Genomic DNA, 26040 nt, shown 5'->3' with positions numbered 1-26040 from the left:
AGGTCCATAGAGATGAAAGCGCTATTAAAAAAATCAGCAAGTCTAATTCTGACTCTGGGCATTTTAAGCAGTCTGGCGGCATGTTCATCCGGTTCGTCCGGTGGAGCACAGGGGGAAAGTAACGGCAAGATCAAGCTGACGCTGTGGGATCAATCGGTCGGCAATACCGATCCTTCGGCCAAGTTACTGCCCGAGATTGTTGAAAAATGGAACAGCGAGCATCCGGACATTCAGGTTGAACGTACGGGCACGACAGGAGAACAGTACAAAACCAAAGTCAAAACATCGATTGCAGCTGGTGAAGCGCCAGACCTGTTCTATGGCATGGGTGGCGGCAGCTTCATGCAGCCGTACATCAAATCCGGCAATGTGCTGGAAATCTCAAGTTACCTGACGGACGATATCAAAGAACGAATGGGGCCGGGTATGGCGGAGGCCATCAATATGGACGGCAAAATCTACACATTGCCCGTGTATACCCATATCGCCAACCTTTACGTGAATACGGAATTGTTCGAGCAGGCAGGTGCCAAGATTCCGACCACCTATAACGAACTGCTGGATGCAGTCACCAAGCTGAAAGCGGCAGGAATCACCCCGGCAGTGATTGGGGAAAAGGACCGCTGGCCGGGCATGTACTGGTACGACATTATTGCGATGCGTCAGGCAGGCAATGCTGCAGTGATGGAAGCCTTTAAAGATCCGTCGAAGTGGGATTCGCCCGATTTTGTTGCCGCCGCGACCAAAATGCAACAGCTTGCGCAAGCAGGAGCGTTCAACAGCAGCATGTTCAGCATGAGCTATGACGAGATGCTTGGGGCATTTAATGCAGGCAACGGCGCGATGATGTTCCAGGCCAACTGGGTGAATGCAGGCATTGAGGACCCGTCCTCCGCAGTCAAAGGCAAAGTGAAAGTGATTCCGTTCCCGGTGTTTGAGGATGGCAAAGGCACAAACACCGAAATCTTTGGCGGAGCCGTCGATGGTTTCTACATCAACCAGAATACCAAACATCCGAAGGAAGCCGTGGAATTCCTCATGTATCTGAGTGAGCAGCTTGGTACGCAAGGTTTCCTGGCTGGAGCGGGTCTGCCAAGCTGGAAAACCGATGCACTCGACACATCCAGCCTGTCCTCCCTTGATCTGTCTGCGGCAGATATTATGAAAACGGCGACCTCATTCATCGCGTGGTGGGATAACATTCTGCCAGCGGAGTCTGCCGAAGCGCACAAAAACCTGATTGCCCAGCTGCTTGCCGGAGATGTAACACCGGAGGAGTTCTGCAAACAGATGGCACAGCTCAAACCAACAGAGCTAAGTCTATAGAAAACAGATAGGCAAGTATACGTGCGTGCAAGCTTATAAGCTTAAATGCTTACAGGCCTTAGGTCCTTACACTACAAGCTTTGCAAATTACCTGTGAATATCTTGCGCATAGACCTTGTGAGCTTGCAATGCTACCGCTTCTAACCATGAAGATGAACCCAAACAAGGCGTGGTCCGGTAATCCCGGTCACGCCTTTGAGAGGAGAACAACAATGAACTCTGTATTTTCCAATAAAGGCACGATAGCCGTCTTTGTATTACCCACGCTGCTTCTGTTCTGCGGCATTGTGCTTATTCCGATCTTTGTCTCCAGTTATTACAGTCTGCTGGACTGGAACGGCGTGGGCAGGGGTACATTTATCGGCCTGGACAACTATGTAGAGATGTTTAAAGATACCCGTGTGCTGAATTCGATCAAAAACTCCCTGTTATTCGCGGGTGCTTCGGTGTTCATTCAACTGCCAATCTCGCTGGTGCTCGCACTGATTCTGGCGTCCAACGTCAAGGGGGAAGGGTTCTACCGGACCGTGTATTTTATCCCGGTGTTGATCTCAACGGTGGTTATTGCCCAGTTGTGGTCAAAAATCTACAATGCCGATTATGGCCTGCTGAACGTGCTGCTGCAAAGTATCGGCTTATCCAGCCTGGCACAGGACTGGCTGGGGCAGAAGGACACCGCGCTGGCGGCATCGTTTATTCCGACCTTGTGGCAGTACGTGGGGTATCACATGCTGCTGATGTATGCAGGAGCAAAGTCCGTGTCTCAGGATGTGCTCGAAGCTGCTCGAATGGATGGTGCTTCCCGTATTCGCACGGCGTGGTCCATTATGATCCCGCTAATGAAGCCGATTCTGAAGGTAAGCCTCGTTTTTTCCGTCATCGGTGCGTTCAAGGTGTTTGACCTGATCTATGTGCTGACGGGAGGCGGACCATTTTATACAACTGAAGTGCCGAGCACACTGATGTACGCTACCATTTTTGATACGTTCCGGTACGGATATGGCAGTGCGATCTCGGTCTTTATCATTGTGGAGTGTCTAGTGTGTACGATCCTCATTAATTCATTGTTCAAAACGGAGTAGAGGGAGGCAAAAGGCATGAGTACCGTAGAAGTCATGTTGCAAAAAAAGCCCAAGCCGAGGTCCATCTCCGGACCGATCGGGAAAGTGTTTCTGCAAGCGTTTCTGATCCTCGTTGCGATTGTGCAGATCTACCCGCTCATCTGGCTGGCGCTGTTTTCCCTGAAGGATAACAGTGAAATCTTCAGCGGTGATGTGGCCGGGTTACCCAAAGCGTTTTTATGGAGCAACTACACCAAAGCAATGTCCGACGGCCATGTGCTGACCTATTTTATGAATAGTGTGCTGGTTACTGCGGCCTCCATTGTCTTGGTACTGATCTTGTCCTCCATGACGGGATACGCAATCACAAGAATGAACTGGAAGCTCAGCGGGTTCACGATGACACTCATTTTGCTGGGCATGATGGTGCCGATTCATGCGGCGCTGCTGCCATTGTTTATTATTTTGAAGAATCTGAGCCTGCTCAACAGCTACTGGTCACTGATCATTCCCTATGTGGCATTTGGCATTCCGATGGCGGTATTCATTCTGGGCAGCTTTTTCAAAGGTATCCCGAGAGAGATGGAGGAGTCGGCGGTTATCGACGGCTGCGGCATATACCGGACGTTTTTCTCCATTATTCTGCCTCTGGTAACCCCGGCCATATCAACTGTAGCGATCTTCACATTTCTGTCTTGCTGGAACGAGCTGATGTTTGCGGTCACGTTTATCAATAACACGGCTTACCAGACGTTGACGGTGGGCATGATGTCGATGGTGGGAACGTACATTACGCAATGGGGTATCATTGGTGCTGGACTGATGATTACGACGGTGCCAACGGTGGTCATCTATCTGCTGCTGAACAAACAGGTGCAGAAGAGTATGATCGCAGGTGCGATCAAAGGTTAGCTGGAGGCTGGACTGGAGGGCGTGGCGGTAGAAGGGCTTGCTGCTCGCTCGCTGTACTCTCTTTCTGGTGGGTTTCGGCTTGATTCGGAATTTCGCAAGGTGTGATCTCTGGACTAGACCGGAGCCTGTGGTCATGGAATAATAAGGAGGTATGTAGCCAGGCAGTTGCAGAGAGGGGTCATTATAATATGGTCAATATCGCGATGGTAGTGCAGGAGTCTGTTCGGGAAAAGGTTGTGGCGTTCACGTTTGATGATGGGCCACATCCGGTGTATACACCTCAAGTGCTTGAGATATTCCGCCGTGCGGGTGGGCGGGCAACGTTTTTCATGATTGGCCAAGAGATGGAGAACCACCCGGAGATTGCGGCGGAGGTGCACCGGGAAGGGCATGAGATCGCAAACCATACGTACACGCATCCGGACCTGACCAAGCTGACGCTGGAGGAAGCCGGGGAGGAGCTGCAACGCGCAGAACGTCTTGTTCAAGAAGTTACGGGGCAACCTGCCCGCAGCTTCCGACCGCCATACTTTGGCGTAAACGATGATATACTGTCTCTGGCAGCGGAGCGTGGATATCGTACGATTGGTGCGGTGAACGGTGATGCGAGGGATTGGGACAATCCCGGCGTTGAGCACATTCTGGAGCATACCCGGTCTGTAGTGAAACCTGGCAGCGTGCTCATATTCCATGACGGGTACGGGGATCGTTCCCAGACGGTGGAGGCGGTTCGTGTGTTGGTGGATGAACTGGTCGCGGAAGGGTACCGTATGGTCACGGTGAGTGAGTTATTGGACATTTCTCGTGAGCATGATATAAAGACGACATAATGAAGTGGACCCATCATTCTTTGAATGACAGGGTCCTTTTTTAATATATATAATGCATAGGAAGAACGGAGCGGGAGCACAAACTTTGCTTGCCCTCTCAAACTACTTTATAATAATAGGCTAAACTAGATTATGTCAGGAGGAAACAATGGATTTTATCAGAAATCAACTAGAAGAAATCGGCATGAGTGAACCCTCCATTGGATACCTTTCGAATGTGATTATGATTATTTTTATCGCGCTAATCTCGGTACTGGCGAATGTTATTGCCAAGCGAGTGGTACTGAAGACGGTGCATCGTATCGTGAGTAACAATCGTTTCAAGTGGGGCCACATCGTGGTGCAGAAAAATTTATTTCAGAAGCTGTCACATCTCGTACCGGCCATTATTATCTATTATTCTGCTTACATTTTCCCGCCCTATCAGGCTTTGATTGAAAAATCAGCTATGACGTACATGATTGTCATCATGATTACGGTTCTGAATGCTCTGCTGAATGTATTCGATGATATCTATCGTACCTATGAGGTATCGAAGATTCGCCCAATCAAGAGTTATATTCAGGTAGCCAAGATCGTCCTTTTCATTATCGGGGGCATTATCGTCATCTCCAGCCTGATCGGACAGAACCCGCTCATTATCCTCAGTGGACTTGGGGCGTTATCGGCGGTATTAATGCTCGTATTCAAAGACTCGATTCTGGGCCTTGTGGCCGGTGTACAGCTATCGTCGAACGATATGGTTCGTGTCGGTGACTGGATCGAGATGCCAAAGTATAATGCGGACGGTGACGTCATTGACATTACATTGAATACGGTAAAAGTTATGAATTTTGATAAAACGATTACGATGATTCCAAGCTACGCCCTCATTTCGGACTCGTTCCGTAACTGGAGAGGCATGCAGGTATCCGGCGGCAGAAGGATTAAGCGGAGTATCTATATTGATATCAGCAGTATCCGTTTTTGTACAGAAGAGATGGTAGCCGAATTTGAGAAAATCCACTACCTGACTGATTATGTCACGGCAAAATTGAAAGAAATTCAAGCGTACAACATGGAGCACCAGGTGAATACGGAAAGCAATGTGAATGGCAGACAGCTGACAAACGTTGGTGTGTTCCGGGAATATATCCATCAATATTTGAGAAATCATCCGAAAATCAATAAGGATATGACGATGATTGTGAGACAACTAGCACCGGAAGATCGCGGGCTGCCTCTGGAAATCTATGCATTCAGCAATGATATCAACTGGGGGGTATACGAGAACGTTCAGGCGGATATCTTTGACCATATCTTCGCGGTGGCGCCAACATTTGGACTGCGGGCCTTCCAGAATCCAACCGGACATGACATTGTGCAACTGAAAGAGGATAAGCAATATGCGCGAGAATACTAGGGCCTCATCATAGCTTTGCCTTTTCCAATATACTTTTTCAACTCATAAGCCGTTAACCCATCTGGGTTGAGGGCTTTTTGTCTGTGATATAATAGGCATATTTTATGAACGAAGAAGTAGGGGGAACGCATATGGATTGGGAAGCCCATATCGAACGGTGGAGCCGAACTGCCGTTAGATTGCTAGATATTCGGTATTATCGTGCGGAGCATGGAACGGTTCCTGATCACTATGTAGCGCATACCAGCTTTTTCTTAATTACTACTCATGGAGAGGCTAGGGTGAGTATATCTGGCAAGGTCTTCCAGACTAATTCACCTTACATATTGCATGGGGGAGCAGATGCTGAGCTGAGTATTATACCGCTGGATCAGGACTTTGTCTGCTATCTGATTTTATATACAGCGGAGTGTGCATCGCCGGAAGATCAGAAGAGCTTCCAAGTGACGTATGGGTTCGCCCCGTATGCAATACTCCCTGTTCAGGAAAAGTGTGAAGCCATGAACCGTCTGTGGCAAGAGCCAACCTCGATAGACAAGCTACAGGCGCAATCGGTCTTTCTTCCATTGGTGTACGAGATCATGCGGCAACAGATCCAGACATCGGCCAAAAAGGAAGGCAGCAGATCCAACATCGTCACTGAGGCAATCCACTACATTCACGATCACTATAGTGAGCCGATTACAGCCGAGGAACTAGCCAAGAGATACCATTGCAGCGCCAGCTATTTATCCCGTTTGTTCAAAAACCAGATTGGACTAGGCCCGATTGAATATCTCATACATGTACGCGTTCACAGATCAAAGCAATACCTTCTAAGATCCGAGGCCCGTATCCAGGAGATTGCGAGCAACGTAGGTTATGCAGATGTGTATTATTTCAGTCGCTTGTTCAAAAAGCATACCGGCTTATCGCCACTCCAGTTTCGTGCGGAACATCGGCAAAAGATTCAGGTTCAGTATAATCCATTGCGCGGGTTAGAATCGTCTATTGTAACCCCTAACTCCGGTTCTCATAATGAGAATGAGACTTATTATCAACGGATTAGGGAAGGGGACACATCCATGTTTAGATTTTCACGACCGGCCTTTGGGGCGATGATGTTATTATGTACATCCTTGCTTCTAAGTGCATGCCAGACAAGCAGTACTTCAGGAGCAGCGGCTTCCCAGCCAGCTTCATCAGATACGACTACTGCTGTAACTACAGACAGCGCAGCTACGGAAACGCGGATGTATAAACATCTGAAAGGCGAAACCGAGATTCCTGTGAATCCACAGCGAGTCGTCAGCTTCTATCACTTGGGTGAGTTAATGGCGCTTGGGGTGAAGCCGGTTGGCACAACGACATTTATTTTAGATAATCCTCTTATAAATGATACTTCCGGTATTTCAGATGTGGGTGTTCCGCCAGATGCCGAGAAAATTCTGTCACTGGAGCCAGACCTGATTGTTACAACGGCAGCATTTGCGGAGGCTGTGGAAGGCGGGTATGATGCACTAAGTCAGATCGCTCCAACCATTGTTGTCGAGCAGTACAACGACCCGATTAAAGATGTGGAGATGTTTGGTGATATTCTTGGGAAGCAAGAAGAAGCGCGGTTATGGAACGAGCAATTCAAGGCCAAAATCGCGGAGTATAAAGAGAAGATTAGCCCTTATGTAGGTGCCGATGAGACGTTCTCCATATTAAACGTACGTCCAGATGCTCTTTTTGTATACGGGGATACCAATATGGGAGGCAATATCATCTACAAATATCTCGGGTTGAAGCCAACCGCCAAGGTAGAGACAGACGTGATCAAAGGTGAGACGTGGGAAATTTCTTCTGAGGTGATTCCTGACTTTATTGGTGACCGGTTATTCCTTGCTGTCAATGACGGGGCGGAGGATAAACTCAAGGATGTACAGAAACTGATTGAGCAATCGCCAGCAGGGAAAGCGAATAAGGTCTACAATATTGATTTTGACGAGTTTCTGCTCAGTGACCCCATTTCGGTAGAGCAACAGCTGGACATCATTGTTGATATACTGGTCGGAAACAACGAATAGAACGTCCAATACCTTGTAGTCTCTCTTATGCCAAATTGATTCAAGCCCACTGGGAGGGGTAGAATAACGAGAGGACGATCAATTTCTAACAGTCTAATCTCGGAACGATAATCTAACCTTTTGGCAAAGGAGAGTTCTCACATGAATCATATTCCGGAATATACATTGAACGATGGCTTGAAAGTACCTGCAATTGGATTTGGTACCTATAGTTTAAAAGGTGAAGAAGGCGTTAAATCGATCGCGTCTGCAATGGATGCGGGTTATCGATTAATTGATACGGCGTATAACTATGAGAATGAGGCAACGGTGGGCAGAGCGATCAAGCAAAGCTCCATCGCCAGAGAAGAACTGCTCATCTCCTCGAAGCTGCCGGGGCGTTATCACGCTCATGATAAAGCACTCGTGGCGATCCAGGAATCCCTGTACAGAGCGGATCTGGATTATTACGACCTGTATCTGATTCACTGGCCCAATCCGAAGAAGGACATGTATGTCGAGGCATGGCAAGCGCTGATCGAGGCCAAAAAACGCGGATATATCCGATCCATTGGAGTGAGTAATTTCCTGCCTGAGCACAATGAACGCCTGATCAAGGAAACGGGGATAGCGCCGAGTCTGAATCAGATTGAGCTGCATCCGTTCTTTGACCAAGCCGATCAGCGGGAACAGGATACAAAGCATGGCATCGTGAACGAATCCTGGAGTCCGATTGGACGTGGCAATGATGCCCTACAGGATATTCTGAAGGATGAGAACATTCTTCGAATCGCGGAAACACATGGCAAAACGCCAACCCAGATCATTCTGCGCTGGCATGTTCAGCTAGGTTCCATTCCAATTCCAAAAGCCGGCTCCTTGCAGCATCAGCAGGAAAATATCGATATATTTGATTTTGAGTTGAGCACAGAAGAGATGCAGATCATCTCTGCATTTAATCGTCCGGATGGACGGTTATGGGATCAAGATCCAAGCGATTATGAAGAATTCTAAAGAATCACAAATGAAGGGCTGCTCCCATGTCAGATATGACAGGAGGCAGCCCTTCCTTATTGAAGCATATTAAGCAATGTTGCAGTATTCCATGTTGCGTAATTTCTGTTTACTGTCCCGCAGGGATCCGGAAGGTCAGAATCTCGTACGGTTTGATATCAAAAGAAATCCGACCATTCTCCACGGTGTATTCCACTTCGTTGTTCTCAAGCAAATCACACGCGTATGCCGTAGCACCTGCTCCCTCAGGCAATTGCAGGGAAGCACGGCTGCGGCGGCCGTGTGCTTCATAGAGACGGATGATCATATCATCATTGTTCTCGGCTTTTTTGATAACCTCCAGCACGACATTATCCTGATCGACCGATGCGAGTGACCATGTTCCCGGCAACGTACCGGTTTGCGATGCAATCTCACGAGCAACCAGCGGACGGTTGAGATCATAAGCAGCTTGGATGACACGTCCTTCACGGAAGTCGCCCTGATGCGGATAGAGCGCGTAGGTGAATACGTGTTGCTCTTTGTCGGCATTTTCATTCGGGTACGTTGCGCTCTTGATCAGTGACAGTCGCATCACCGAGTTATGAATATCATATCCGTATTTGCAGTCGTTCAGCAGAGCAGCACCGTACCCGTTCTCCGCCAGATCGGCCCACTTCTGTCCGCATACTTCAAACCGGGCTTGATCCCAGCTCGTATTACGGTGGGTAGCGCGCTCAACGTTACCGTACTGGATTTCGTAGACCGCTTTCTCACTCCAGATATCGAGCGGGAAGGCGGCTTTCAGCAGCAAATGTTCCTGTTTCCAATCCACAAACGTACGGAAATCAATCCGGCGCGTGTGCGCATAGAAGATGATCGTCTGCTCAATGACCGAGTCCAGGAACTGTCGCTTCACTTGAAGCACGGAACGTACCGGCCCACTTTCAACCCACTCCATCGACTGCAGGTCATTAATCTCCCACATATGCTGTTCATAATAATCGTCAATGTTCCATGCCTCGTATTCCGCAGGTCGATCCTCGAACACTTGCAGCACGTTACCGCGCTTGCCAGACTGAAGCAGCTCACGGCCCTCCAGCTTGTCCCAAACGGATGTGAATTCGGCACTTTCATTCAGGTGAATATCATACCAAGGTGTATGGATGTGGCGCTGATCTGCTTCCCACTGTACAACCGATACCCCCACGACAAGCTCGTCTGTCAGATCCGGTGTAATTCGGAAGGATTTATACCCGGATGCAGGCACGTTCTCTGCAAGGAACACAAGTCCGCCTTCGGGAGTTCGCTGGCTTGGTACATGGTGATCCCCATTGTAGACGGTTACTTTTCTTGCAAAAGCAGGCAGTTCAACCACATCCGTGCGTACAAATCCGGTGGTGTTAAATACCACAATGGCTTCGCCATCAGATGTAATTCGGCTTGCAATGCCGTTCAGCGCGCTTTCTTTCAGCTCATCCGTGACACGCAGAACTTCTTCATATTGCTCTTTGGAATCCACATATACCTGCTCAATGGAGCTGCCCGGGAGAATATCATGGAACTGGTTCAGCATCGTCAGCTTCCATGCATGCTCCAGTGCATTGGTTGGATAGGTCGCCTGTGCATTCGCCTGACGATGAATCATGGCATACAGCTCGGCATCGGCCAGCGCAAATTCGCTATGACGGTTGTACCGTTTGTTGCGCGCCATGGACGTGTAGGTACCCCGGTGATACTCCAGATACAGCTCTCCCGACCAGCGGGGAACGGAAGGAACATCCGCCAGATTTTGCTCCAGCTTCTCAAAAAACTCGCGTACAAAGGTACGTTTCACCGCGGGTACACCCGGCAATCCAACATCAAGTCGTCTGCCATGCTCCAGCATCTCCTCGGTTGGTCCGCCGCCGCCATCCCCAAATCCGAAACATTGCAGGACATCTGCATTGATGTTTTTGTTCTGGTATCGCTGCCACGTGCCTTTTACTTGCGAAGCATTAAACCGTCCATTATAAGTCGTTTCGAATCGGCGCTGCCTGAAATCGGGATGTTTGTCATAGTCTGTTGCTGTGATGAAATGGGTCAGGACCTCTGATCCGTCGATTCCTCGCCAGTACATCGTGTCGTTTGGAATCTGGTTTGTATCATTCCAGGCAATTTTGGTTGTCATAAAATAATCAATGCCGCTCTTGCGCATAATCTGCGGCATCGCTGCACTATAACCAAATACATCTGGCAGCCAGAGCACACGGTTCTCCACGCCGAATTCTTCCTTGAAGAAACGTTTGCCGTAGATAATCTGACGGATCATGGATTCACCCGAAATCAGGTTACAATCGGCCTCCAGCCACATCGAACCTTCCGCTTCCCAGCGGCCTTCGGCCACCTTTTCCTTGATTTTCTCATATAGGGATGGATAGTCTGCTTTCAGGTATGCATACAGCTGGGGCTGAGAGGACATGAAAGTATACTCCGGGAACTTGTCCATCAGATACAATACACTCGCGAAGCTGCGAATGACCTTCTCACGAGTCTGATCCAACGTCCACAGCCATGCCACATCGATATGCGTGTGTCCGATACAGTGCACGGTAGGGATGTGATCACCAGCAGGGCGGATATCACCATAGACATGATCTTGCAGATATCGGCGCGCTTCCAGTACCGAAGCATGGAATTCTGCACTGTTTTCCTGACGCAAATCCAGCAAATTCACGGCTTTATTCAGATGTTCGACCAACTTCAGCCGCTCCAGATCATCCTCACGCAGCAGATCGGCAGCATCGAGCGCAGCCTTAAGATCGTAATACAAATCGGAGACTTGCTGATGATGCTCGGCAATATATACATTCAGAAAAACATCCGCGGCAGAAGTACTGCAATACGCATATAATGCCAGCTCAAACTCTTCGCCTTTCACCGCGGATGAGGTCAAGTCGATTTCCGTATGGTTCACATCCAGACCGCAGATCAATTCCCCGTTGAGGAAAGCCAGAAATTGCGGATTATCGTAATTCCAGATGTCATCGGCACCAGTTACGATGGCACAAACGACCTTTTTTCCTTCCAGATGTTCCGGAATTTGAATCCGGGTTTTGAAGCAGCTGTGTACGTCTTTGCCACCCCAGCCATCACCCTTACGGAATACGTTCCAGGAGGAAGGGTCCTCATGCACCAGTTCCCAGGAGTGGTAACCACTTTCTTTATGATAAAGCTCAGGGATATATGATTTTGAGGTTAGTCGTGCACGTTCCAAGTGTTTAACAATGGTATGGATTCGAGTATACAAGGAATTCATTTTCATGTTGGTTTCCCACCTTGGTTTGTAGTAAGTACAGGCTGTAGTCGTTGTTGGAGCGAGAGTATTGCAAGCGCTAACATATCAACTTTATCATAACAAAAGAGAAATGGGCGAAACTACGTATTGTATGCTGAAAATAACGTATTTTTATTGCATTTCATGCTAAAATAAACTCATTAGAACCAGGATGGGGGCATGTTCATGACACAATCGGTTTTGGCATACGAGCAGGGATATGCGGTCCATGTGAACCAGCCTGGAGATTCGCTTTTTTATCATCTGGATTATGACGAGCGTTCTCATGATCTAAATATGGAGTTTCAGCATTTCCATGATTTCTATGAAATTTGTATTCTTCTGGATCGCACGGCTGCCCACATCATTGAAGGCAGTTTGTACGAGATTCAACCTTATGATATCGTGCTGTTGCGGCCTTCTTTGCTGCATAAAACGCAATATCCGAAGGGTGCCCCGCCGAAACGATTGATGATCACCTTTGCCATGCCACGTAATACACCTGGTCTTGAGAGCGATTACAATGAGCTATTTTCGATTTTTGATGAACCCATCCCGATATTCCGATTTACAGAAGAAAGACGCAAGGAAGTCCTCGCGCCAATCAATGGTATTTTTGCTATATCGCAGCAGCCTTCTGCCCTTCAATCGGTTATGATTCATAGCAAGTTCATGGAGTTTCTCTGTGCCCTTCATCGGTATTCGGCAGAGAACGGGTATGTGCGTGAAGAGACAGGATCATCGATGTCCCGACGCATGTATGCCATTGCATCCTATATTCATAGTCATTATCAGCAGGATTTATCTCTGGATGAGGTATCCAAGCGCTTTTATGTAAGTGCCCATCACTTGTCTCGCCAATTCAATAAGGTTACCGGCTTCACCTTCACGGAGTATGTGCAGATGACCCGTATTCGGAATGCCCAGCAATTGCTGCTGAATTCGAGTGAGAAAATCACAGATATTGCTGCACAGTGTGGGTTTACAAGCTTTTCCCAGTTCAACCGCATCTTCAACAAACAGAGCGGAATGTCACCGAGTGCATATCGCCGAAGCAGACATTCACAGAGCGAACGTGAAGTGATATCTTTGGGTAGGCCTGAGCGCTGACAGAAGACAGAGATGATCTGGGGATGTCAGTGGAGCGGTGCTGCATGAATGGCAACAGCCACAGATATATGGAGATATACAAAAGGCAAACCCTCCAAGTTACAAAGGGATTGCCTTTTTCTTTCTAATATATAGATTACGTCTACCTAGTGATGGTGGCACAACCAGAATTACTCATGTGCCCCGTATAACGGCTACTCTTAAAGTTGATCCTTCGGCGCCAGCTCAATGGCAGAGCGAATGGCAGCCAGCATACTTTTATCATCGGCGATATTTTTGCCAGCGATATCGAAGGCTGTACCGTGGTCGACAGACGTACGGATGATGCCACCTTTCAGACCAACGGTGATGTTCACGCCTTCCTCGATGCCCATTACCTTGATCGGCGCATGGCCTTGGTCGTGGTAGCAGGCTACAACGATATCGAAGTCCCCGCGACCAGCGCGGAAGAAGAGTGTGTCCGCCGGGAGTGGACCAACGACGTTAATGCCTTCCTGCTGTGCACGTTCGATGCCGGGCTGAAGCTTCTCTTCTTCTTCCCCATTACCGAACAAGCCGTTCTCCCCGGCATGAGGATTGATTCCGCATACGGCAACGCGCGGATTCTCAAAGCCTGCTTTTTTCAACGTATCATGAGCAAGCTTCACAACGGTGTAGGTTCTTTCCGGGTTGATACTTGCAATGGCATCGATCAGACCCATGTGAGTTGTCAGGTGAATAACGCGCAGATTTGGCGTGGTCAGCATCATCGAGAAATCCTGCGTATCCGTCAGATCCGCCAGAATCTCGGTGTGTCCCGGGTATAGGTGCCCCCCTTGGTGCAGAGCTTCTTTGTTCAAAGGCGCGGTGCAGATGGAGTGGATCTGCTGTTTTTTGGCAAGATCAATGGCTTTGGCGAGAAACTGGAATGCTGCATCTCCAGCCACGGCAGATACTTTACCGTATTCCAGAGCCGCTGGAACGAGATTCAGATCGATCACATCTACAGTACCGAATTCGTATTTGGCTTCGGAAGGCTCTTGAATAGCATGGACGTTCAGCGTTGATCCGATAACCGGCAGCACACGCTCCAGAATCTTCGCATCACCAATCACGAGTGGATTGCACTGATCGTACATGTCTTGATGACCCAGTGCTTTCATAATAATCTCCGGTCCAATACCTGCTGCGTCGCCCATTGTAATTCCAATTGTAGGTTTCATACGAGAATACCCCCTTTTAATTTTTGAATCGCATGGATAAAGACATCCGGTTTACCGAATCCGCCTGCTTTGGTAATCACATGCAGATCATCAATCCCTATAAACTTGGAGATCGGCACGCCGATTTCAAGCTCATCCAGCAGCTCGAAGCCGCTAATATTCCATTTCAGACAGATCTGTTTTGCCGTATCGCCACCGGTCATGGATACCCCTTTGAAAAGTCCCTCTTCCAGCAGTCTGGCACAGATCTCACCCATCGCGAGTACAATTTGGTTGCTGACTTCCGTGTGATTGAGACCACGAACTTCGCCCGTTGCCCGTGCCAGTTCGATATCCACCTGTTCAGCGGTGGAGTAGAGGACAACATCTTGTCCTTCCAGCGCTTTGTCTCGGACCTCCTTATAGACACGTTCCATCTCTTCCGTGCGGTCTGCGGTTGCAGATACCGCTTTGAAAGAATGGAAGGAGACTGAAGCCACGCGGGACTTGCGCATCAAGCGATGCAGCTGCTCACGTGAGTTTTTGTTCACGCTGCCTACCACTGTTAGGATTGGACCGGAATTCTCCGGGATATCAAGTGAAGCAGCCCTGGATTCCAACTCGTAATGCGCAGGGAGGTAATTAGCAATGCCCGCCGAGCCTGCCCATGTAAAGGTATAATCCAACTCACGAGTCATCTGCAGGATCAGTTCCAGATGGCGTTCTTCAGTGGAGTCCACCATCACATACGGGATGTTATTTGTTTTCAACTGCTCCAGTTTGGTGCGAATATGATTCTGCCCGGCTTCCAGATCGGCGACGGTGATCTTGCCAACTTCGTACTTGGTCTGTTGTTTCAATAAGTCCGGAAGGTAGGAAATCGTAACAGGTGTCTTTGGATCATGGGCAATTTCAGTATCTGCGAGCGGAACGCCGTTCAGGTAATGAATACCCTCAAGAATGGTACGGTTATTCTTCGGATAACCCGGAGCAATCATCATAAAGTCCGGCTTTACGACATCATACACAGCATCAATCTCGATGCCTATATTGCCGCGCATGGTCGAGTCCATTTTTTTGAAAATCGTCTCAAATCCATTGTTTGTCAGCAATTCAGCAGCACGATATACACGATCATACGCTTCTTGCGAGGATATGGAACGACTATCTGTATCAAAGACGACAGCATCATATCGTGTAAGAGGTCCTTCATCCATATTAAAAAGAACACTGGTCTTCAAGCCATGACGGGCAAGCTGCACCCCGCTGTCATTGGCACCGGTCAAATCATCTGCAATAATAGCTAATTTCATGCAGTCATCCCTCCTTGTAATCAAAATTTCATAATAAGTCCGTCAGATTATCAATTGGCACAGATTAAGCATATCGGATCAGGTGATAACCATTTATGTGGTTGGTCTTTGATTGTATTTCTCGACTCCGCCTGATTTCTCCAGTCGTTTGGAGAGGAACCCGATGAAGATTGGTAACAGGATGGCCGTCGTTACAACACTCGCCGCAATCTGCACCGTAGCAATCTCGGCAATCGGGCCAAATGAAGCATTAGCAGCCACGATGGCAGCAGGTGTACCTACGGCATTCCCGGCTGTTGAACCTTCGGAAGCACCAACGATGGGGTTCCAGCCAATGGCTTTAAAGAGCAGGAAACCGATTCCGCCCGTTAATAGCACGGTCAACACACCCAGTAAAATTCCGCTAAGACCACCTTGAATGATGGAGGAGAAGCTAATGTTCATACCCAGAGCAAATGCGAAGAACGGAACAAGTTTGTCACTGCCTTTATGCAGCCACCCCGCCAGATTGCGGTCCAGATTACCAATAATGACACCAACGATGAGCGGAAGCAATACCGCAACAAAGGCCATAGGGGAGAACATGCCGTTGGCAAAACCCATCGCACCAAAGATGGAGAGCGCTACCATGGTTAGGAAAGGACCATCACTGAGTGCCAGGAAAGGGTAGGCTGCTTTGTCATCTTCTTTGCCGTATTGACCAGCGAGTGCGATGTACAAACCGCCATTGGAGTTAGTCATCGCAGCAATAATGGCAAGCGGGGCCAGGCCGAGAAATAACCCGTTTGAATCCGCGAACAAAATAGCGATAAAACCAAGGGCTGCACCAATCACCCATTTGAACGTAAGCAAGGTCAAACCTTTTCCGACAGAGGAACCTGCTGTTTTAAACGTAATCTGTGTACCCGCAATGAACAGGAACAGGGCAATCAAAGTACTGGCACTGTTGACAAAAAGGGCTTCCGTGAATCCGCCAATGCGCAGAGCATTCGGGAAGAATGTATTGATGGTTGCACCAAGTAACAGGGGAACGACCATCATACCGCCAGGGATGCGATCTAAAGTTGCTTTAATGTTCATAGTAGTAGCTCCTTATGAAGTAATCGTTTTTATGAAGCGCTTGCAGGGATTATGTTATCCCATATCGTTTAATATAGCAACAATAAATTATTGTAAATTTTAAATACTCGGTAAACTGTTTAAAAATGCAACATATAAAGACGATAAAAAAGACGCAAACTTAAAGTTAATCTTTAAGTTTACGCCATAATGTGGCCCGGTTAATCCCCAGACGCTCTGCGGCCTTCGATTGATTGTTATTTTCCTCCTGAAGCACGAACTGAATAACTTCCTTCTCAATCTCCTTCAGCGTACCGTTCAACTTCATTGGGCTTGAAGAAGGTTGCTGATCCAGCAAGCGGGACAAGGTAGCCGTGGTGATTACATACTCCTGTTCATTGAGTGCAGCCTGCTTGATCAGATGTTTCAGCTGGTTGACATTCATATGTGTGATCTGATCTTGGATCAGCTGTAGAGCATCTTCTTTTATTCTCACCGCAGTAGTTCCGTATTTGTGGTAGTAATCCGTCAGGAAATGCTGCATCAGTGGAGCCAGATCCTCTGGTCTATCCGCAAGATTTGGCATCATGATTGTATTAAGCTCCAGATCAAGTGACCACTGCGGGTTCATTATCTGTTCCCCGAGTATAAACACCCCAATCTGATTTTGAAGGCAGTTCTGGATAAAGGAGAGCAACTCCGGATCTTCCATACGTGTTTCCATGTGGTTAATCTCTACATTTCGAACCTTGGCGAGTGGTATCTTGTGCAAATGACCGGGCGGAACTTGCGAGAGATCCATCTGTAATAACAGTCCGCCACCGGAGTACATCTGATGAATATGTTTGACCAGAAAAGATTTGCCGGAATCCGCTTCACCCAGCAGATAGATCGGTTCATGATGCTCGTAAAGTGCCCGAATGTTTTTTAATACCGCCTGCATGGCAGGGGATTCGGCAACAATAGGCTCCATCGATGCGTCCGTGAACGTTGTTATGCCAAATTGTGCAAAGGCATAGGGTTGTCCTTTTTCCAGCATATATACCTTGTAGTTCCTGTTGTCCAGGGTTGTTTCATAGGCATTAACCGTGAGCTGGTAATCGTCCACCATGAACACATTTTGGATCTGGGATTGATGGAATTCCAGACTGGTATTGGTCAGATATATGTGATTATCGGTCAGCGGATTTTTCTCAAAATCGGTCAGGTTCTCGAATACCACTTCATTCCGTTCATTTAAAATAAGTAAATTCGGATGTTCCCGTGTAACCAGGTCATTCAGGATGATCGATATCGCATGATTTTTACTCAAATAACGGTAGACTAGCTGTGCATCCTCCATCGCTCTAAGAATGGATTCCTGGCCAGATTGAATTAACAATCCCTCCAGACCATAGGTCTTCGCGGTGTTGACGGTGATCACATCTCCGACAATCTGTCGGTACCCGGAAGCCTTCAACTCCAAGAGCAATCGTGCCACATCTTCCGAGCTATGTATGGTATAGACCTTGAGGGGCAGATCCATCAGATCAATAATGGATTGTGCACCAGAGGTGATGTTGGAGAAGCCAACAATGGCTGTTTGGCCGTTAAACTGGCTTGCTAGTGTAAGTGAACGAATCATATCATAGCCCGATAACTGCACATCAATGACGGGAATGGTCACTGCTTTTTTAATCAATTGGGCGGTTCCGCCGCGGCTGATGATAATCTCTGCACCATTTTTCTCAGCTTGAGTAGCTAATTCCACACCGTTTGCCAAGTCGCCCACGTCCGTCTGAATGGTTAACTGGGGAAAGCGAGGAATGCACTCTTGTATAATAGGAATCATCGATTCGTAGGGAGCAATAAAGTGAACTCGTGTACGCATAATTTTCCTGCCTTTATAGAAAACTTTGATCCCCTTATTATAGCCAACTTGCGAAGGAATGGCACCTATGGGGGAACCAACACTGTCACATCTGCAATATTGCCTGTGTGATATGCCGCCATAACTCTCCGAGTGGAATGTGATGAAGTACACTGAATCGAAACGTTATGTATTTCAAAATTAATGCATAATTGCACACGATAAGTGTAGAGAAATGAGGAGATTTCATATGGGAGACATTCATAAAGTAGCTGAGCCGGATCACATCATTAAGGATGTTGTTGGAAAGTTCCCGTGCAGGGTGCTGTGGAGTGAGGGCCGTCCATGTCTGGAGTATCAGAGGGAAGAAGGATTAGGTCAGATCGAAGAATACGTCCGCACGACGTATAACGTTGAGCTGTTGGAGGTGTTTTTCACAGCGGTGGAGAGCCTTCAGGTCGAGACGTAGATCAGGTAAGGATTTGTGGAGTGCGGGCAAAGGGTTAGTACTTACGTTTTTGTGTGTTTATGCAAGGTCATGAGGCGACACTATAGGTGCTCGTCTTTTCTTTTATTACTCCATTACTTTCTGACTTTGGATCGTATGGACTCCACGTGCCAACGTGAAATGTGAAACGTATGTGGGTGTATTCATGTATTATAGTATACATATGAACTTTTCGGAGGAGGAACAAGTAATGGGAATCTTATCGAGGTTTAGAGACGTGATGAAGGCCAATGTGAACCACATGTTGTCGCGGGCGGAAGACCCGGGGAAAAGTGTGAATGAGTATATGCGAAGCCTCAGCAGTGATCTGGGGCAGGTGAAGGCTGAAACGGCAGCGGTGCTGTCGGATGAGAGCCGGGCGAAGCGAGCATTGGATGAGTGTAGCGCCGAGGTCAAGAAGTTACAGCGGTATGCGGAGAAATCGGCGGAGTCGGGAGACGAAGATAAAGCCCGCGGTTTTCTGGAGAAGAAAGTGAAGCTGGCTGACAAATTGAATGAATTACAAGCCGCCTATGAACGTGCTTCCGCCAAAGCCAAGATGATGAAGCATATGAACGATAAACTGGTTGCAGATCTGGGGCAACTGGAAGCGCGGCATGCAGAACTGAAAGGTCGCATGGCAGATGCAAAGGCGCAGCAACAGGCCAATGAACGGAATGCATCTGCGGGCAGGGCTGATGCTGCATTGAAGGCCATGGAAGACAAGGCGAACCAGGCGCTAAACGAAGCAGAGGCACTGGCAGAACTTCGCGCTGGAGCACAGGAAGATGATTTGGACGAATTAATTGCCCAGTTGGAGAGGGACATGAACGCCCAAGCGGGTAATAATGAAAATACGTCGCCAAATGCGGAGGAAGAACTCGCAGCGATTCATGAAAAGCTGAAGAAGTGAGTTTAACTTGTACACTACAACGTAGAGGGCAGAAATAAGCTGAAGAAGCGGAGCGTGCGCCTTTATCACCGGATTTTACCCATACAAAGGGTAATCAAAAAATTCGGGGATAAGAGCGATCGGAAGTTTGTTCTGCCAGCGAAGTTTACAGTGTCAATTAGAATCATATTTCGTTAACATTGAGGTGAGCAGATGCCGGTTATTGAATATAAATGTCCAAACTGCGGCAGTGGTATGATCTTTGACAGTGTGTCAGGTGCATTATCCTGTCCCAGCTGCGGCCGCCAGGACAACATAGAGCAGATCCCCGATCCCTTGAAGAGACAAGTATTCACCGAAAATGAGGTCAAGGAATACCACTGTAACAGCTGCGGAGCTGACATTGTCACGGAGCCGGAGACCAGTGCGACGACATGCAGTTTCTGCGGTGCGGCGGTTGTACTCAGTGATCGGCTGACGGGCAATCTGGCCCCCGCGATGGTGATTCCTTTTTCGATCAACAAGGATCAAGCCAAGCAGGCTTTCAAAAAGTGGTGCAAAAACGGCCTTTTAACGCCAAGTGGCTTCATGTCCGCCGATCGGATTCAGAGCATTACCGGCATGTACGTGCCGTTCTGGTTATACGAGTTACATAACAAAATCGAAGTGCATGGTCGTGGCACCAAGGTCAGATCCTACACCCAGGGCGACTACCATTACACGGAAACACAGCATTTCGATATATACCGTCGGATTCGGCTGAATTACGTGAACCTGCCCATCGATGCATCGGAGAAAATGAAGGATGAACTGATGGATAAGCTTGAGCCTTTTCCATATAATCAGCTGAAATTGTTCAAGACCCCGTATCTGGCGGGGTACATTGCGGAAAAATACAGTTATACGGACGAGGAACTTTTTCCACGGGCCAAGGATAAAACGAGATCGTACATTGATTCTTATATTGCTTCAACCGTATCCGGATATAGCAGCGTGAGCTACACGGACAAACAGATTGATACTACGCTCAAAAATGCAGACTATGTGCTGCTCCCGGTGTGGATGGTCAACTATGACTATAATCGTGCGCAGTATACCTTTGCCATGAATGGCCAGACAGGTAAAGTGGTCGGTAAACCGCCGATCAGCAAAGCCAAAGTAGCTGGATGGTTCGCAGGAGTCTCTGCGGTTTCCTTGCTATCACTGAAGCTGGTTTCCTGGATGATGGGAGGTGGATTCTTATGAGAAAAAGAACCCCTCTGGCTGTGATGGCTGCGCTCATTTTACTTATGATCACCCTTGTCGCTCCGTTGATTCCCATGTCATCGGCATCCGCAGCGGAGAGCAAAAATCTCATCTACGATGAGGCCAACCTGCTGAGTGAGCAGGAGATCAGTGAACTGAATCTACTTGCGAATCAGTATAGCGCTGAACGGCAGACGGACTTTGTTATCTTGACAACAAATAATGTTGAGAATCAGGATGTCATGCTCTTAACTGAAGATTTTTATGATAAGCAGGAGCTAGGGTACGACAAAAAACTTGGCAATGCTGTCATATTAACGATGGATATGAATAATCGCGAAGTGTATCTGGCTGGATTTTATAAGGCAAAAGAATATTTGAGTGATCAGCGACTAGATTCTATCCGTAACCGAATTACCTCTGAATTGTCCAGTGGGGATTATAAACTCGCATTTGAGAAATACATTGAGCTCTCTTACAAATATATGGGGTATGAACCCGATGTGAATCCGAACAATATTTTGTTCAACGGTTGGTTTCAGTTGGGAGTATCTGTAGTTCTTGGCGGTATTGTTGTTGGTATTATGACCTATCGTTCCGGGGGACGTGTCACGGTCAATCGTGCGACTTATGAGGATTCAAGCAATTCCAGTGTCATTGATCGTCAGGATCGTTATATCCGTACAACCGTCACCAAGCGCAAAATAGAGAAGAACAATAACAACGGTGGCGGAGGCGGCGGTGGAGGTACCTCCCGAGGTGGTCACTCACACAGTGGAAGTAGAGGTTCGTTCTAGTCACTAAGGAGTATGCGGATTTTTTAATTAGAAGGGATGGAAACGAATATGGGATTTTTCAGAAATCAATTTTCGAATGTGGTGGAATGGGAAGAGTTTAGAGATGACATGATATTTTGGAAGTGGAGCAACCGGGAGATAAAGAAGGGGAGTAAACTTATCATCCGTTCGGGCCAGGACGCCATTTTCCTGAATAACGGTAAAGTGGAGGGGATTTTCGAGGACGAAGGATCGTTTAATATCGATTCCGAGATCATTCCGTTTCTTTCTACCTTAAAAGGGTTCAAATTCGGATTTAACAGCGGGATGCGGGTCGAAGTCTTGTTTGTAAATACCAAAGAGTTCACCGTGCGCTGGGGCACACAAAGTCCGGTGTTGATTCCAACACCACAACTGCCGGGCGGGATGCCGATTCGGGCGAACGGTACATTTAATTTTAAAGTAAGTGACTATGTCACCCTGATTGATAAGATTGCAGGCATCAAGCAGAGTTATCTGGTGGAGGATGTCAAAATCCGAATCACTTCCGTGCTGGATCAGCTTCTGATGAAGTGGATTAGCCGCGAAGGGAAGGATATGTTCAACCTGCAGGCCAACGCATCGGATATTGCCAAAGGTATTCAGGAAGATCTGGATATGCAGATGATGGACATCGGAATTGGGATTACCGGTTTCCAGGTGATGAGCTTCAATTATCCAAAAGAGATTCAGGACATGATTACAAAGACTGCTTCGCATGAGATGATTGGTAATCTGCAAAAGTATCAGCAGGTCAGCATGACAGACGGCATCTCATCCGGTAAAGTACAGGGCGGCGGCGCAGCTTCGGATATGGCGGGCATGATGATGGGTATGAACATGGCCAATGAAATGATGAAAAACATGAACCAGAACCAAGGCCAAAACCAGAACAATAATTCCAATTCATCTCAGAATCAAAATAACGACCAGAAACCAGCGGGAAATAGCAACGGTGATTCGAATACATCTTCATCTACAGAAGGCAACAAGAAGCCAAACTTCTGCCCGAACTGTGGAGCCAAAAATGAAGGTGCCAACTTCTGTCCGAATTGTGGTCAAAAGCTGGGCTAATGAAATAAATACATGTAGGGATAGTTCAGCAATGGTTGAGATATTGCGGAGCTATCCCTTTTTTGTTTGGAGTCATACTTAAAGCAACATGGAGTAGAGCAGAGGAACAGGTTCATTTATTTTAGATAAAAGAGTTGACAACCGATCACAAATCATTTATCTTTAAATTAAGATATTTAATTTAAAGATAAATAGCAGCCAAGAACAAATATCTTTAATCCATTATGAGGAGAGATCAAGATGATGATCCCAACATTGACCAGAATAAATGAACTTTCTAGAAAAGCCAAAGAGGGCGGATTGACGGAGATGGAGAAAGAGGAACAGGCTCGTCTTCGCCAGGAATATCTACAAACTTTTCGTGGTTCGGTCAACGACATTCTGCTAAATGCAACCATCTATGATCCAAACGGCGATGACGTGACTCCTGATAAATTGAAACAAGAACAGGCCAATCAAAATAACAACTAGAATACAATTCGCTAGATCATATATCTTAATTTAAAGATAATACAAATTACTATAAATCAACTATCTCAACTATCTTTAACACCTACTAAATTTAAAACATGCTTACCAAACCAAGGAGGAATTAATCATGACTATTCAAACAGCAGGTATTCACCATATTACAGCTTTCGCAGGAGATCCACAGGCCAACGTTGATTTTTATGCCGGAGTTCTGGGACTTCGTCTCGTGAAAAAAACAATCAACTTCGATGCACCTGATGTGTATCATCTGTACTTTGGTGACGAACACGGAAGCCCGGGTACCATCATTACCTTCTTCCCATCGGCTGGATCACCACGAGGCAAAATTGGCGGAGGTCAGGTCGGCATCACTTCCTATGTCATTCCTCCTGGGTCGATTGGCTTCTGGCAGAACCGGCTGGAACAGTATAACATTGAGGTAACCAAAACAAGTCGTTTCAATGAAGACCTGCTTCAATTCGAAGATAGTGAAGGCCTGCGGCTTGAGCTTGTTGAACGTGAAGAAGGAACAACCAGCACTTGGGCACACGAAGGGATTCCAACAGATAAAGCGATCAAAGGCTTCGGTGGTGCTGTCCTGTTCAGTGTAAATCCGCAAAGAACGATGGATGCTCTTGAGAAAATCATGGGATTTGTCAGAGTGAGTGAAAATGAAGAGTATGCCCGTTTCCGATCCAGCGGGGATATCGGTAATGTCGTAGATGTTCCGGTGACACGTATGGCTCTGGGTATGGGCGGCGCAGGAACCGTGCACCATATTGCATGGCGTGCCAAAGACGATGAGGAGCATGCACAGTGGAGCGAAGCTGTACGTGATTACGGGTACCAACCGACTCCAGTTCGGGATCGTCAGTACTTTAACGCAATCTACTTCAGAGAAGCTGGCGGCATTCTGTTCGAGATTGCTACCGATCCTCCGGGCTTTGCCAAAGATGAACCTGCTGACTCGCTTGGACAAAAATTGATGCTGCCAGAGTGGTTTGAGAAATACCGCCCTCAAATTGAGGACAATCTGCAACCAATTGTGGTAAGAACGCTCGCACCTGCTACAGCTGCGAATTAATAAGAAAACCTGAAAAAGCGAAGCGTTCGCCTAAAAACTTTCTGAAAGAAAGCTACATCGGAAGTATACGCTATCCCCGGATTTTTCCTTAGGAAAAGGGAATCAAAAAAATCTGGGGATAACAGCGATTGGAGGGTTATTCTGTCATCGGAGTGTATGTGTGAATCATCTTTAGTTCAACTTATATAGCTGACGTTAGATTATGAGAATAACCAAAGGAGCAACGAAGGATGATGGAGAAAAAGGTTACCTGGCTGGAGCTGTTTTACGATCTGCTCTTTGTAGCAGCGGTCTCCAAAGCGGGTCATGTCTTGTTACATGCCGAACACGGAGTAATTACGTTTGAATATTTAATGAAGTTTGTGCTTATTTTCATCCCTGTTTGGTGGGCATGGGTCGGTCAGACCTTGTTTATTAACCGCTATGGTCAAGACATCCTGATCCATAGAATATTTCTCATCCTTCAGCTTCTGTCCGTGATGGTCATGACGGCGAGCCTTTCTACCCATTTTGACCAATACTACCTGTCCTTCTTCATTGGATATATCGGCTCAAGGGCATTTACGGCGATTCAGTATCTGACGGCTCACAAGTCAAAAGGCGAGCATCAGCAGCAAGCGGCTCGTTACTTGGGCATCTGTTTCCTTATTGGGATATTAATCTCATCGGGCTCACTATTCTTCGATTCCTGGTTGCGCTACTTGATTTTGTATGTGGGGATTGCCGTTGATATTGTGCTTCCGCTGATCGGACGCAAAAACTTGGTGAAAGTGCCCGTTCAGACCCATCACTTGTTGGAACGTTTTGCGCTCTTTACACTTATCCTGCTGGGTGAATCGGTGGTAAGCATTATCGCTGTGTTGCAAGCCGATCATTGGGATATGAAATCGATTTTGTTTGCCGCCTTTACGTCCATCTTTGTCATTGCGATGTGGTGGCAGTACTTTGACAACGTGGAGAAAAAGGTCAGCAAAGAGATCCAGACTGCCGGGCAAGCGATCATATACGGTCATCTGTTCATCTACATCTCCATGAGTATGATCGCTGCTTCAATTCAGCTGTTATATCAGAATCAGTTAAACTATGTGTTCATGCTAGGGTTTGTATTTGCATCAACGCTGTTGTATTTCTTGTCGACTTCCCTTGTGTTCCATCGCTACAGACACGCACATCTTCGGCTGGGCCCGCGTCATCTGGCAGTCATGGTAGGGTTGCTTGTGGCATTTGTCCTTGTGGATCTGGTCTACCAGGTTCCGGGTTATGTCATCATGGGCGAAGAAATGTTATTCTTCCTGGTGTATGCGAAACTTACAACTTGATATGCGTAATCTCAAATGAAGAACAGCCACGGACAACAGGTGTCCGTGGCTTTTTATTATGCCGCTAATCCTGGACATGTTTTAATTAAATAAATAAAGCACAAATCTAATTTAATTTCTTCTATAGAATCTGTTAATATGAGACTAGGTACAAGTGAATCTACCAGATCATAGAATATCTTTTATATAAAATGAGTGTACGTTTTGTTATATAAATTGAACTAAACATTTACACGAAACGGAGAGGACAGAAAAAACCTGAAGAAGCGAA

At 47.2% G+C, this 26040-nt stretch carries 21 protein-coding genes; 16 read left to right on the top strand and 5 right to left on the bottom strand.

Features of this window, described 5'->3' with window-relative positions; all coding sequences use genetic code 11:
* Positions 1 to 12: 12 nt before the first annotated feature.
* The 7 genes from MKX68_RS10040 (at position 13) to MKX68_RS10010 (ending at position 8575) form a co-directional block, all read left to right on the top strand.
* Positions 13 to 1326 carry an extracellular solute-binding protein gene (locus tag MKX68_RS10040; RefSeq protein ID WP_340911237.1) on the top strand — a complete coding sequence of 438 codons (1314 nt, stop codon included), beginning with the start codon at positions 13 to 15 and terminating at the stop codon, positions 1324 to 1326.
* Between the two features lie 212 nt (positions 1327 to 1538).
* Positions 1539 to 2408, top strand: coding sequence for a carbohydrate ABC transporter permease (locus MKX68_RS10035; protein ID WP_017691225.1), 870 nt, complete (start codon positions 1539 to 1541; stop codon positions 2406 to 2408).
* 15 nt (positions 2409 to 2423) lie between these two features.
* Positions 2424 to 3299, top strand: coding sequence for a carbohydrate ABC transporter permease (locus MKX68_RS10030; RefSeq protein WP_340911235.1), 876 nt, complete (start codon positions 2424 to 2426; stop codon positions 3297 to 3299).
* Positions 3300 to 3487: 188 nt separating this feature from the next.
* Positions 3488 to 4129, top strand: a complete 642-nt coding sequence (locus tag MKX68_RS10025) for a polysaccharide deacetylase family protein (protein ID WP_340911231.1) — start codon at positions 3488 to 3490, stop codon at positions 4127 to 4129.
* A 148-nt stretch (positions 4130 to 4277) separates the two neighbouring features.
* The gene (locus MKX68_RS10020; RefSeq protein ID WP_340911228.1) at positions 4278 to 5531 is read left to right on the top strand and encodes a mechanosensitive ion channel family protein; all 1254 of its coding nucleotides are present in this window, start codon (positions 4278 to 4280) and stop codon (positions 5529 to 5531) included.
* Positions 5532 to 5662: 131 nt separating this feature from the next.
* Positions 5663 to 7582, top strand: a complete 1920-nt coding sequence (locus MKX68_RS10015; RefSeq protein WP_340911225.1) for an AraC family transcriptional regulator — start codon at positions 5663 to 5665, stop codon at positions 7580 to 7582.
* Positions 7583 to 7723: 141 nt separating this feature from the next.
* Positions 7724 to 8575, top strand: coding sequence for an aldo/keto reductase (locus MKX68_RS10010; protein WP_340911222.1), 852 nt, complete (start codon positions 7724 to 7726; stop codon positions 8573 to 8575).
* A gap of 109 nt (positions 8576 to 8684) precedes the next feature.
* Here MKX68_RS10010 and MKX68_RS10005 read toward each other — a convergent pair whose 3' ends face one another.
* Complete coding sequence (locus MKX68_RS10005) at positions 8685 to 11858, bottom strand: alpha-mannosidase (RefSeq protein ID WP_340911220.1); 3174 nt, start codon at positions 11856 to 11858, stop codon at positions 8685 to 8687.
* A gap of 198 nt (positions 11859 to 12056) precedes the next feature.
* Here MKX68_RS10005 and MKX68_RS10000 point away from each other — a divergent pair, with 198 nt between their 5' ends.
* Positions 12057 to 12980 carry a helix-turn-helix transcriptional regulator gene (locus tag MKX68_RS10000; RefSeq protein ID WP_340911217.1) on the top strand — a complete coding sequence of 308 codons (924 nt, stop codon included), beginning with the start codon at positions 12057 to 12059 and terminating at the stop codon, positions 12978 to 12980.
* A 200-nt stretch (positions 12981 to 13180) separates the two neighbouring features.
* Here MKX68_RS10000 and pdxA read toward each other — a convergent pair whose 3' ends face one another.
* From pdxA to MKX68_RS09980, 4 genes are all read right to left on the bottom strand, one after another.
* Positions 13181 to 14182 carry a 4-hydroxythreonine-4-phosphate dehydrogenase PdxA gene (gene pdxA / locus MKX68_RS09995; protein WP_340911214.1) on the bottom strand — a complete coding sequence of 334 codons (1002 nt, stop codon included), beginning with the start codon at positions 14180 to 14182 and terminating at the stop codon, positions 13181 to 13183.
* The gene (locus MKX68_RS09990; protein ID WP_340911212.1) at positions 14179 to 15474 is read right to left on the bottom strand and encodes a four-carbon acid sugar kinase family protein; all 1296 of its coding nucleotides are present in this window, start codon (positions 15472 to 15474) and stop codon (positions 14179 to 14181) included. The genes pdxA and MKX68_RS09990 overlap by 4 nt, the downstream gene beginning before the upstream one ends.
* 93 nt (positions 15475 to 15567) lie before the next feature.
* The gene (locus tag MKX68_RS09985; RefSeq protein ID WP_338589963.1) at positions 15568 to 16554 is read right to left on the bottom strand and encodes a 2-keto-3-deoxygluconate permease; all 987 of its coding nucleotides are present in this window, start codon (positions 16552 to 16554) and stop codon (positions 15568 to 15570) included.
* 166 nt (positions 16555 to 16720) lie between these two features.
* Positions 16721 to 18403 carry a sigma-54-dependent transcriptional regulator gene (locus MKX68_RS09980; RefSeq protein ID WP_340911209.1) on the bottom strand — a complete coding sequence of 561 codons (1683 nt, stop codon included), beginning with the start codon at positions 18401 to 18403 and terminating at the stop codon, positions 16721 to 16723.
* A 229-nt stretch (positions 18404 to 18632) separates the two neighbouring features.
* Between MKX68_RS09980 and MKX68_RS09975 the strand changes: the two genes are divergently transcribed.
* The 8 genes from MKX68_RS09975 (at position 18633) to MKX68_RS09940 (ending at position 25769) form a co-directional block, all read left to right on the top strand.
* Positions 18633 to 18851: a hypothetical protein gene (locus tag MKX68_RS09975; protein ID WP_340911206.1), complete on the top strand. Its 219-nt coding sequence runs from the start codon at positions 18633 to 18635 to the stop codon at positions 18849 to 18851.
* Between the two features lie 229 nt (positions 18852 to 19080).
* A complete protein-coding gene (locus MKX68_RS09970; RefSeq protein WP_340911203.1) occupies positions 19081 to 19782 on the top strand; it encodes a PspA/IM30 family protein in 702 nt (233 codons plus the stop codon).
* A 192-nt stretch (positions 19783 to 19974) separates the two neighbouring features.
* The gene (locus MKX68_RS09965; RefSeq protein ID WP_047841485.1) at positions 19975 to 21006 is read left to right on the top strand and encodes a hypothetical protein; all 1032 of its coding nucleotides are present in this window, start codon (positions 19975 to 19977) and stop codon (positions 21004 to 21006) included.
* Positions 21003 to 21803 (top strand): TPM domain-containing protein, encoded by an 801-nt coding sequence (locus MKX68_RS09960; protein WP_340911201.1) that lies wholly within the window; start codon positions 21003 to 21005, stop codon positions 21801 to 21803. Before MKX68_RS09965 ends, MKX68_RS09960 begins: the two co-directional genes overlap by 4 nt.
* A gap of 48 nt (positions 21804 to 21851) precedes the next feature.
* A complete protein-coding gene (locus MKX68_RS09955) occupies positions 21852 to 22895 on the top strand; it encodes an SPFH domain-containing protein (protein ID WP_076210220.1) in 1044 nt (347 codons plus the stop codon).
* Positions 22896 to 23138: 243 nt separating this feature from the next.
* Positions 23139 to 23366, top strand: coding sequence for a DUF896 domain-containing protein (locus tag MKX68_RS09950; RefSeq protein ID WP_340915357.1), 228 nt, complete (start codon positions 23139 to 23141; stop codon positions 23364 to 23366).
* A gap of 127 nt (positions 23367 to 23493) precedes the next feature.
* A complete protein-coding gene (locus MKX68_RS09945; RefSeq protein ID WP_340911199.1) occupies positions 23494 to 24450 on the top strand; it encodes a ring-cleaving dioxygenase in 957 nt (318 codons plus the stop codon).
* A gap of 230 nt (positions 24451 to 24680) precedes the next feature.
* Entirely contained in the window at positions 24681 to 25769 is a 1089-nt protein-coding gene (locus tag MKX68_RS09940) for a low temperature requirement protein A (RefSeq protein ID WP_340911196.1), read from the top strand.
* The last annotated feature ends 271 nt before the right edge of the window (positions 25770 to 26040 follow it).

It is taken from the genome of Paenibacillus sp. FSL M8-0212, assembly GCF_038004645.1.
Classification (GTDB): domain Bacteria; phylum Bacillota; class Bacilli; order Paenibacillales; family Paenibacillaceae; genus Paenibacillus.
The sequence above is the reverse complement of the archived record's forward strand: the minus strand, read 5'-3'. Positions and strand labels throughout refer to the sequence as shown.